Raw genomic sequence first — 9032 nt, forward strand, 5'->3', positions numbered from 1 at the left:
TGGGTGGTGCGTCCACTAGGACGACATCGAAGGGGAGCGGGTTCACTCTTCCTCGAGAAAAAAACTAGTCCTGCCATAGAAAGTCGACTGACTGCTCATGGGTCTCACCAGTAATACGGTCCTGGCGCTGGCCATCCTTGCCGGTGTGCTGCTGTTCGCAGCCACGGTGTGGTTCTGGCCGAAGCTCTCGGGCCGCTCCTGGCGCTCGGTCCTCGGCCGGATCGGCCTCCTGCTGGCAACGCAGTTGGCGTTGTTCGCGGCGATCGGTCTCGGCGCGAACAAGTCGTTCCTGTTCTACGGGTCCTGGGCCGACCTCTTCGGTCAGGAGACCTCGATCGGCAAGGTCGTCGACCACTCGATGAGCAGCGCCGACATCAAGGTCGTCGCCAAGCAGCAGCTCGACGTGCCCGGCGGCGCCAAGCCGCCGGTCGGCGGGCAGATCCTGAAAGTCTCCATAACGGGCCAGAAGTCGAAGATAACGACGAGCGGCTTCGTGTGGCTGCCGCCGGAGTACTTCCAGCCGGAGCACCAGGACCAGAACTTCCCGGCCTCCATCGTCCTGACGGGTTACCCGGGCATGGCGGAGAACCTGATCAAAGGGCTCGACTACCCGATGACGGCCTTCAGGCAGGCCAAGACGGGCAAGATGAAGCCGATGATCCTGGTGATGCTCCGTCCGACGCCGGGTGCGCGCGACACCGAGTGCGTGGACATACCCGGTGGCCCGCAGACCGAGACGTTCTACGGCCAGGACCTCCCGCAGGCCATCCAGAGCACCTTCCGGGTCGGCAAGAAGCCGCAGAACATGGGCTTCATCGGCAATTCCACGGGCGGTTACTGCGCTCTGAAGATCGCCGCGCACTACCCGCGGAACTTCGGCGCCGCCGCGGGGCTGTCCGCGTACTACGCGGCCGCGGACGACCCGACGACCGGTGACCTCTTCCACGGGGACGAGAAGCTGAAGGCGCGCGCGAACATCCTGGCGTCGATGAAGGACAGGCAGCCGGCCGGTACGTCGTTCCTGGTCACCAGCAGCGAGAAGGGCGAGCCGAACCTCGCCGACACGAAGAAGTTCATCAAGCTGGTCAAGGGCCCGGACCGGGTCTCCTCGATCATCCTCGACAGCGGCGGCCACAACTTCAACACCTGGAGGCGCGAGATCCCGCCGATGCTGGTGTGGATGAGCGGCAGGATCCAGGCGTAGGCGGCACTCGGGCGCAAGCGGGACTCGGGCGCAAGCAGGACTCGGGGCCGGGCCCGGGGCGAGGGGCCCCGGCTCAGGCCTCCTGCAACCGGGCCCGGCGCAGGGCCCGGTGCACCCCTTCGGGGGTGAGCACGCCGATCACCGCGCCGGAGTCGGGATCCGTGACCCCGATCCGTCCCGAGTCCTCCTGGAGCAGCAGCGCGAGCGCCTCGCGCAGACTGGCCCCCAGCGTCACTTCGGCGGTGGGGGCCTTTCCGTCGGCCGAGGCCAGGTCGGCGTGCACCACGGCGGTGACCGCGAGCCGCTTCAGCCCGCGGTCGGAGCCGACGAAGCCGGCCACGTACTCGGTCGCCGGGGCTCCCAGCACCTGCGCCGGGCGGGCGAACTGCTCGATGGTGCCCTCTCCGTAGACCGCGATGCGGTCGCCGAGCCGGACCGCCTCCTCCAAGTCGTGCGTGACCAGCAGGATCGTCTTGCGCACGGTCTGCTGGAGCGTCAGGAACTCGTTCTGCAGCCGCTCGCGGACCACCGGGTCCACCGCGCCGAACGGCTCGTCCATCAGCAGGACCGGCGGGTCCGCGGCGAGCGCCCGGGCCACGCCGACGCGCTGGCGCTGTCCGCCGGAGAGCTGTTCCGGGTAGCGGCCCCCGTAGACGGCCGGGTCCAGTCCGACCAGTTCGAGGAGTTCCGCGGCCCGCGCGCGGGCCTTGGCCTTCGGAGTGCCGATGAGCTGCGGCACGGTGGCCGTGTTCTCCAGCACCGTCTTGTGGGGGAAGAGCCCGACCTGCTGGATGACGTAGCCGATGCGGCGGCGCAGTTCGACCGGGTCGGCGGCGGCGATGTCCTCGCCGTTCAGGAGGATCCGGCCGGAGGTCGGCTCGATGAGCCGGTTGACCATCTTCATGGTGGTCGTCTTGCCGCAGCCGGACGGGCCCACCAGGGTGACCAGTTCCCCCTCGGCCACCTCGAAGGACAGGTCGGCGACGGCCGTGGTCCCGTCGGGGTAGCGCTTGGTCACTTGCTCGAATCGGATCACCCGGCCATCTTTCCCTACCCGGGGGGGTCCGTTTGTGAAGGGCGTGTTGCCCGCGTGCGAAGGATTCCGGCCATGGTCGGTGCCGGGGGTTATGGTCGTTTCTACGTACGGTCGGTGACGGGGGGTGAGGACCGATGGCCGGGCAGGGCTGCCTGGTGGCGAACGACTGGATCTGCTGGGAGTACGTCACGTCCCGCTCCCAGGAGCTCACCGACGCCACCCTCGAACACGTGTGGATCACCGGCGTGTCGGTGCTGATCGGCATCGCCGTGTCCGTCCCGCTCGCGCTGCTGGCCCGCCGCGGCCGCCGCTGGGCGGCGCCCGTCCTGGGCATCACCACCCTGCTCTACACCGTCCCCTCGCTCGCGATGTTCTCCCTGCTGCTGCCGGTCTTCGGGCTCTCGGCGGCGCTGGTGGTGACCGGGCTGGTGCTGTATTCGCTGACCATCCTCGTGCGCAACGTGCTGGCCGGTCTCGAGGCCGTGCCCGAGGACGTACGGGAAGCCGCGCGCGGGATGGGGTACGGGCAGGGCCGGCTGGTGTGGCAGGTCGAGCTGCCGCTGGCGCTGCCCGCCCTGCTGGCCGGCGTGCGGATCGCGACCGTCTCCACGGTCGCGCTGACGACCGTGGGCTCGATCGTGGGCAAGGGCGGCCTCGGCAACCTCATCGCACCCGCGGTGAACAGTTCCTTCAAGGCGCAGGTGCTCACCGCCTCGGTGCTGTGCGTGCTCCTCGCGCTCGCCTTGGACCTGGCTCTGCTCGGTCTCCAGCGGCTGCTCACCCCCTGGACGCGTGCGACCCGGGCGCCCCGCGCCGCCACGCGCGCCGCCCGTCGCGCCGGCGTCGACGCGGGAGCCGTCTGATGGGAGTGCTGGGACAGGCCTGGGACTGGCTGGCCGACGGGGCCAACTGGTCGGGGGAGAGCGGGGTGTGGCACCGGCTCGGCGAGCACGTGTACGTCAGCGGGGTCGCCCTGGCGCTGGCCTGCGCGGTGGCCCTGCCGGTCGGACTGCTGCTGGGTCACCTCGGCAAGGGCGGCGGCCTCGCGGTCAACGTCTCCAACATCGGGCGGGCCGTCCCGGTCTTCGCGGTGCTGGCGCTGTTCATGGTCTCCCCGCTGCGCAATGCCGGGTACGTGCCGACCATCGCCGCGCTGGTGCTCTTCGCCATCCCGCCGCTGCTGACCAACGCCTACGTCGGCATGCGCGAGGTCGACCGCTCGGTGGTGGAGGCCGCGCGGGGCATGGGCATGTCCGGGCGCCAGCTCTTCTGGCGGGTGGAACTGCCGCTGGCGCGCGGACTGGTGATGACGGGCCTGCGTTCGGGAGCCGTCCAGGTCATCGCCACGGCCACCATCGCCGCCATGGTCGGCCAGGGCGGCCTCGGCCGGATCATCACCGCCGGCTTCAACACGTACAACACCCCGCAGGTCGTCGCGGGTGCCCTGCTGGTCGCGGCGCTCGCCCTGCTCGTGGAGGGCGCGCTGGTGGCGGCCGACCGGCTGCTGCCGGGCGCGGCCACCCGCTGAGCCGGGCCCCGACAGGTTTCCCCATCCCTTGAAGGAGATTGAGATGAGCAAGTCCACGCGCGCCCTCGGCGCGGCCCTGGGCGCGGTCGCCCTGACCGCATCGCTCGCCGCGTGCGGCGGCGACAGTCTGGAGAAGAGCAAGGACGGGGGCTCCTCCGCCGCCGCCCCGGGGTCGTCCGAGGGCGGCAAGGGCGGCAAGCTGGTGATAGGCGCCGCCGGCTTCACCGAGTCCAACGTGCTGGCCGAGCTGTACGCGCAGGTCCTGACGGACGCGGGCTACAGCACCTCGATCACCACGGTCAGCAACCGCGAGCTGTACGAACCCTCGCTGGAGAAGGGCGAGATCGATGTCGTCCCGGAGTACGCGGCGACCCTCGCGGAGTTCCTCAACGCCAAGGTGAACGGCTCCAAGGCGCCGACGGAGAAGCCGGTCGCGTCGAGCGACGTGACGGCGACGGTGGCGGCCCTGGAGAAGCTGGCGGGCCCGCTGGGGCTCAAGGCGCTGCCCGCCGGCTCGGCGGTCGACCAGAACGCCTTCGCGGTGAGCAAGGAATTCGCCGCGAAGAACAATCTCAAGACCCTTTCCGATCTGGGCAAGTCCGGTCTGAAGGTCAAGATCGCGGCCGGTGACGAATGCGCGGTGCGGCCCTTCTGCGCACCCGGATTGAAGACGACATACGGAATCGATGTTTCCGGTATTGACCCCAAGGGCGTCGGAACCCCGCAGGCCAAGCAGGCGGTGAAGGACGGCGCGGACCAGCTGGTCCTCACCACCACGACGGACGCCACCCTCGACACCTTCGGCCTGGTCCTGCTGGAGGACGACAAGAAGCTCCAGAACGCGGACAACGTCCTCCCGGTGGTCAACACCAAGGACGCCGGCGCTCCCGAGATCGCGGCCGCCCTCGACAAGATCACCAAGGCGCTCACAACGGCCGACCTGGTCGAGCTGAACCGCAAGGTCGACGCCGAGCGCGCCAAGCCGGCGGATGTCGCCAAGGCCTATCTGGAGTCGAAGGGGCTCGTGAAGAAGTAGGAGTTGCGCCTTTCGTGCGTCAAGTGCGGTAACTGCTCGGGAACAGATTGCCGAGCGGTTACCCCACAGCCTGTCCACGCCCTGTAAATTTCTGGCCATGCCCCGTGGACGCCACCGCAATCCCGAACCCCTTCACCGGCTGCTCACGCCGACGGCCGTCGCCGGTGTGTCCATAGCCGGCGCCGGCGCCTCCTGGCTGCTCGCGGAACCGATGGCGCTGCGCCTGCTCGTGGCGCTCACCGCGGCCGCCGGCCTGGCCGGTGCCGTCGTCATGCGCTCGTGGGACCTGTCGGCCGGCCGCCGGGTCAGCGAGCTCGGGCGCGAGCGGGTCAAGGACGAGTGGCGCACGGACGAGCGGATAGCCGAGCTCGAATCCGACCTCGAAGAGGCCCGGGTGCTGCGCGGCAAGCTCGACGCCAAACTGCGCGCCAAGCGGGTCGAACTCGCGGGCCTGCGCGGGGAGCACGCGTCGCTGCTGCGCCGGTACGCCACCGCCGAGACCGAGCGGGCGAGCGCCCTGGAGGGACGCCGGCTGCTGGCCATCGAGGCCGCGGCCCCGGCCGCTTCCGCCGCCCCGGGCCCGAGGGAACTTCCCGCGGTCTCCGAGGAGCGCACCAGCGCCGGCGCGGCCACCTCGGTGGGCTACGCCCGCGCCCACGCCGCGCTCGCGGCGCTGGCCGACAAGGCGGCCAAGGCCGCCGCGCCCGCCCCCGGGGCCCGGAGCGGCCCGGCCGCTCTCCCGGCGGCCCCGGCCGCCCCCGCTCTCCCGGCGGCCTCCGCCTCCAACGCCCCCGTCGCCCCGGCGAAGCGCGCCGAGCTGGAGTCGCACGCCCGCCCCGCGCTCGCCGGCCCGGCGCCCGCGGGACCGGCGGCCGCCGTCCCCGCGCGCCGGATCGCGGCCGCGGTGGCCCCGTACGCCGCGCAGCGCCGGCCTGCTTCGCGCGTCGAGGGCGGCTTCGACTTCTTCGGTACGAAGACGGCCGCGCAGGCCCGCGCGGTCATCGAGTCCGTCCAGAACGAGGACCTCGCCGATGTCGTCGGCGCGGAGGCCCTCGCGGTCCACAAGGCGGAGTCCGTCCAGGGCGGGGTGGAGCCGGAGTTCAAGGCGGCCACCGCCGAGCACCGCGCCGTGGGCCAGGTCATCGACCTCACCGCCCACGACGAGACCGAGTCGATCGACGTGGTGCAGCTGCGCACCGCGATCTCCTGACCGGTCTCCTCGCCGAACGGGAACCACACGCCCGAACGGGAACCGCACGCCCTCTAGAACAGCGGCAGTTGGCCCGGCAGCGGGGACAGGGCGAAGCCGTCCAGCGTCGGGGCTGCGGCGCCGAGGGTCACGCGGGCGCGGGATCCGGGGCAGGAGACGAGGTCCCCGCGACCCCGTCCGGCGGGAGGGTCGTGGCGGGCGATCCGCCCGGCGGTGACGGCGCAGTCGCGGCCGCAGGAGGGGCAGGCCCGGCGGGGTGAAAGGGACATCCCCCAAGTCTGCCCTGCCCCACGGACAACGGCCCCCGACCACTCCCGGTCCGGCCGCTCCCGGTCCGGCCCTCCCGTCCCGGCCGCTCCCGGTCAGTCCCTCCGCGTGGCCGCCCAGCTCTCGTGGGCGCTGGCCACCCGGGTCCACAGGGCCGAGCGGTCGGTCGGGGTCAGGTCGTCGAGCGCGCGGCCGAAGACGCCCTCCAGCACCGCGTAGAACTCCTCCGGGCCGTCGAGCACCCGCTCCGTGTTCCCCCGCACCGGGTCGGTCCGGCTCAGCACCCGCCCCCGCAGGGCGTCGATGCCGTCCGCGTCGCGCCGCAGGGCCGCGAAGGTCCGTACGAAACCTGAGTCCTCGGAGGTCGACAGCCGGACGTGCTCGGCCTCGAAGCCGGCCGTCCCGGCCGGACCGGCGGGCTCGGCGCGGAACTTCACGAGCGGGGCGGAGCTGCCGGGGTGGCGGTAGAGCCAGCCCGTGCCGGGCAGCCGCTCCAGAAAGTAGGCGAAGGCCCCCTGGCGGTACGCGCCTTCGCGCAGCGGCAGCGGTTCGTGCGGGCCGTCGCCGAGCCCGGTGTCCACGAAGTAGGAGCCGATGGAGCCGGCGTCGGCGTCGGCCTGACCGGCCCCCGGTACGCGGACGGTGAGCGCCAGGTGGTCGCCGCTCACGCCCGGTGCGGCGGCTTCGGGCTGCGACTCCTTGTACACGCCGCCCACATGGCGGGTGACCTCGTAGCCGAGGTGGTCGAGGAGGGCCGCGAAGGCCCCGTTGAGGTGGAAGCAGTAGCCGCCGCGTCCGGCGGCGAAGCGGCGCGCCGACAACTCGGGGTCGATGCCGGGGGCGCGGCCGAGCTGGATGTCGACGTTCTCGTACGGGACGCGCTCCACGTGCGCCCGCTGCAGGGCGAACAGCCCCTCCACGGACGGCGCACCGGGCTCCTCGATGCCGAGTCGCCGCAGGTAGGCGGCGTATGTGCCGGGGCGGGGGTCTGCTGACGTGCCGGAGGGCATGCGGGCACCCCGGGCCGGGGACGCGGTCACTTGTCGATGTCGCCGACGACGAAGAACAGCGAGCCGAGGATCGAGACCATGTCGGCGACCAGCTGTCCGGGAAGCAGCACCGCCAGCGCCTGGATGTTGTTGTACGACGCCGAGCGCAGCTTGAGCCGGTACGGGGTCTTCTCGCCCTTGGAGACCAGGTAGTAGCCGTTGATGCCGAGGGGGTTCTCGGTCCACGCGTACGTCTCTCCCTCGGGCGCCTTCAGCACCTTCGGCAGCCGCTGGTTGATCGGCCCGGGGGCCAGCTCCGCCATCCGGTCCAGGCAGGCGACCGCGAGGTCCAGCGCGTTGTGGGTCTGCTCCAGCAGCACCTCGAAGCGGGCCAGGCAGTCGCCCTCGGTGCGGGTGACGACCTTCAGGACGTCCTGGAGCTCGCCGTAGGCGAGGTACGGCTCGTCGCGGCGCAGGTCGAAGTCGACGCCGGAGGCGCGGGCGATCGGGCCGGAGACCCCGTACGCGTGCACGGCCCCGGCGGACAGGACGCCGACGCCGCGGGTGCGGGCGCGGAAGATCTCGTTGCCGCGCACCAGGTCGTCGTAGACGTGCATGCGCGTGTTGACGTCGGCGATGGCCGCGCGGGCCCGGCCCAGCCAGCCGGCCGGGAGGTCCTCCTTGAGACCGCCGACCCGGTTGAACATGTAGTGCATGCGGCCGCCGGAGATCTCCTCCATGACGGCCTGGAGCTCCTCGCGCTCGCGGAACGCGTGGAAGATCGGGGTGATGCCGCCCAGCTCCAGGGGGTACGAGCCGAGGAACATCAGGTGGTTCAGGACCCGGTTCAGCTCGGCGAGCAGGGTCCGCATCCACACGGCCCGCTCGGGCACCTCCATGCCGAGCATCCGCTCGACGGCCATGACCACGCCCAGCTCGTTGGAGAACGCGGACAGCCAGTCGTGGCGGTTCGCGAGCATCACGATCTGGCGGTAGTCGCGGGCCTCGAAGAGCTTCTCGGCGCCGCGGTGCATGTAGCCGACGACCGGCTCGGCGCTGACGATGCGCTCGCCGTCCAGGACGAGGCGCAGGCGCAGCACGCCGTGCGTGGAAGGGTGCTGGGGGCCGATGTTGAGCACCATGTCGGTGCTCTCCGCCGCGCCGCCGATGCCGACCGTGGTCTCCGTCATGGCGGCATTGTCTCAGCAGGCGGGGGTGGCTCGTGGGCCGGTCCGGATTGCGGATCGGGCGGCGGTCGCCGACGGGCGCGGCAAGCCCGGTCCGGGGGGCGGGCCACGCGCCTAGTGTGGGGGGATGGACACGGGGACAGAGGGTGAGGCGGGTCCGCCCGAGTGGGTGGGACTGCCGGGAGGGCTGCTGACGCTGCGCAGGCTGGTGCTGGCGCTGTGGATGTCCCTCTTCGCGGTGGTGACGGCCGTCGTGCTGGGGATGGCTGTCGGCCCGGGGTGGGCGGCGGCCGGCGGGTTCTGGCTGGTGGTGCTGGCCTGGGGCTGGGTGATGCTCGGGCGGAACTGGCGGTCCTGGCGGTACGCGGAGCGCGCGGACGACCTGCTGATCAGCCGGGGCGTGATGTGGCGGGAGCAGACCGTGGTGCCGTACGGGCGGATGCAGCTGGTGGAGGTGGCCTCGGGCCCGCTGGAGCGCCGAGTCCGGCAGCTTGACGGTGCGCTCGGCGTGGCCTCCGACCAGATCGCTCTGGTTGTTGCCGATGTTGGCGATGATCGTGTAGCCGCGGGCCTCG

10 protein-coding genes are annotated in these 9032 nt (G+C 71.8%); 6 read left to right on the forward strand and 4 right to left on the reverse strand.

Annotated features, from left to right (window positions below; genetic code table 11):
* The first annotated feature begins 97 nt into the window (after nucleotides 1–97).
* The gene (locus tag ABZY57_RS21230) at nucleotides 98–1204 is read left to right on the forward strand and encodes an alpha/beta hydrolase-fold protein (protein ID WP_356514120.1); all 1107 of its coding nucleotides are present in this window, start codon (nucleotides 98–100) and stop codon (nucleotides 1202–1204) included.
* Nucleotides 1205–1277: 73 nt separating this feature from the next.
* Here the strand turns inward: ABZY57_RS21230 and ABZY57_RS21235 are convergent, their stop codons facing one another.
* Nucleotides 1278–2240: an ATP-binding cassette domain-containing protein gene (locus ABZY57_RS21235; RefSeq protein WP_356514122.1), complete on the reverse strand. Its 963-nt coding sequence runs from the start codon at nucleotides 2238–2240 to the stop codon at nucleotides 1278–1280.
* Between the two features lie 134 nt (nucleotides 2241–2374).
* Here ABZY57_RS21235 and ABZY57_RS21240 point away from each other — a divergent pair, with 134 nt between their 5' ends.
* The 4 genes from ABZY57_RS21240 (at nucleotide 2375) to ABZY57_RS21255 (ending at nucleotide 6014) form a co-directional block, all read left to right on the forward strand.
* Complete coding sequence (locus ABZY57_RS21240) at nucleotides 2375–3103, forward strand: ABC transporter permease (RefSeq protein WP_356514124.1); 729 nt, start codon at nucleotides 2375–2377, stop codon at nucleotides 3101–3103.
* Nucleotides 3103–3768 carry an ABC transporter permease gene (locus tag ABZY57_RS21245; RefSeq protein ID WP_243339802.1) on the forward strand — a complete coding sequence of 222 codons (666 nt, stop codon included), beginning with the start codon at nucleotides 3103–3105 and terminating at the stop codon, nucleotides 3766–3768. Before ABZY57_RS21240 ends, ABZY57_RS21245 begins: the two co-directional genes overlap by 1 nt.
* Nucleotides 3769–3811: 43 nt before the next feature.
* Entirely contained in the window at nucleotides 3812–4804 is a 993-nt protein-coding gene (locus tag ABZY57_RS21250) for an ABC transporter substrate-binding protein (RefSeq protein WP_356514126.1), read from the forward strand.
* A gap of 97 nt (nucleotides 4805–4901) precedes the next feature.
* A complete protein-coding gene (locus ABZY57_RS21255) occupies nucleotides 4902–6014 on the forward strand; it encodes a hypothetical protein (RefSeq protein ID WP_356514128.1) in 1113 nt (370 codons plus the stop codon).
* A 53-nt stretch (nucleotides 6015–6067) separates the two neighbouring features.
* Here ABZY57_RS21255 and ABZY57_RS21260 read toward each other — a convergent pair whose 3' ends face one another.
* The 3 genes from ABZY57_RS21260 to ABZY57_RS21270 form a co-directional block, all read right to left on the reverse strand.
* Nucleotides 6068–6283, reverse strand: a complete 216-nt coding sequence (locus tag ABZY57_RS21260) for a hypothetical protein (protein ID WP_356514129.1) — start codon at nucleotides 6281–6283, stop codon at nucleotides 6068–6070.
* 93 nt (nucleotides 6284–6376) lie between these two features.
* Nucleotides 6377–7291, reverse strand: a complete 915-nt coding sequence (locus ABZY57_RS21265) for an arylamine N-acetyltransferase (protein WP_356514130.1) — start codon at nucleotides 7289–7291, stop codon at nucleotides 6377–6379.
* Nucleotides 7292–7317: 26 nt separating this feature from the next.
* Complete coding sequence (locus ABZY57_RS21270; protein WP_356514132.1) at nucleotides 7318–8460, reverse strand: NADH-quinone oxidoreductase subunit D; 1143 nt, start codon at nucleotides 8458–8460, stop codon at nucleotides 7318–7320.
* 124 nt (nucleotides 8461–8584) lie between these two features.
* Here ABZY57_RS21270 and ABZY57_RS21275 point away from each other — a divergent pair.
* A partial coding sequence (locus ABZY57_RS21275; protein ID WP_356514134.1) for a PH domain-containing protein occupies nucleotides 8585–9032 on the forward strand: 448 nt, incomplete at its 3' end.

This window comes from Streptomyces sp. NPDC006450 (assembly GCF_040612195.1).
Taxonomy (GTDB): domain Bacteria; phylum Actinomycetota; class Actinomycetes; order Streptomycetales; family Streptomycetaceae; genus Streptomyces.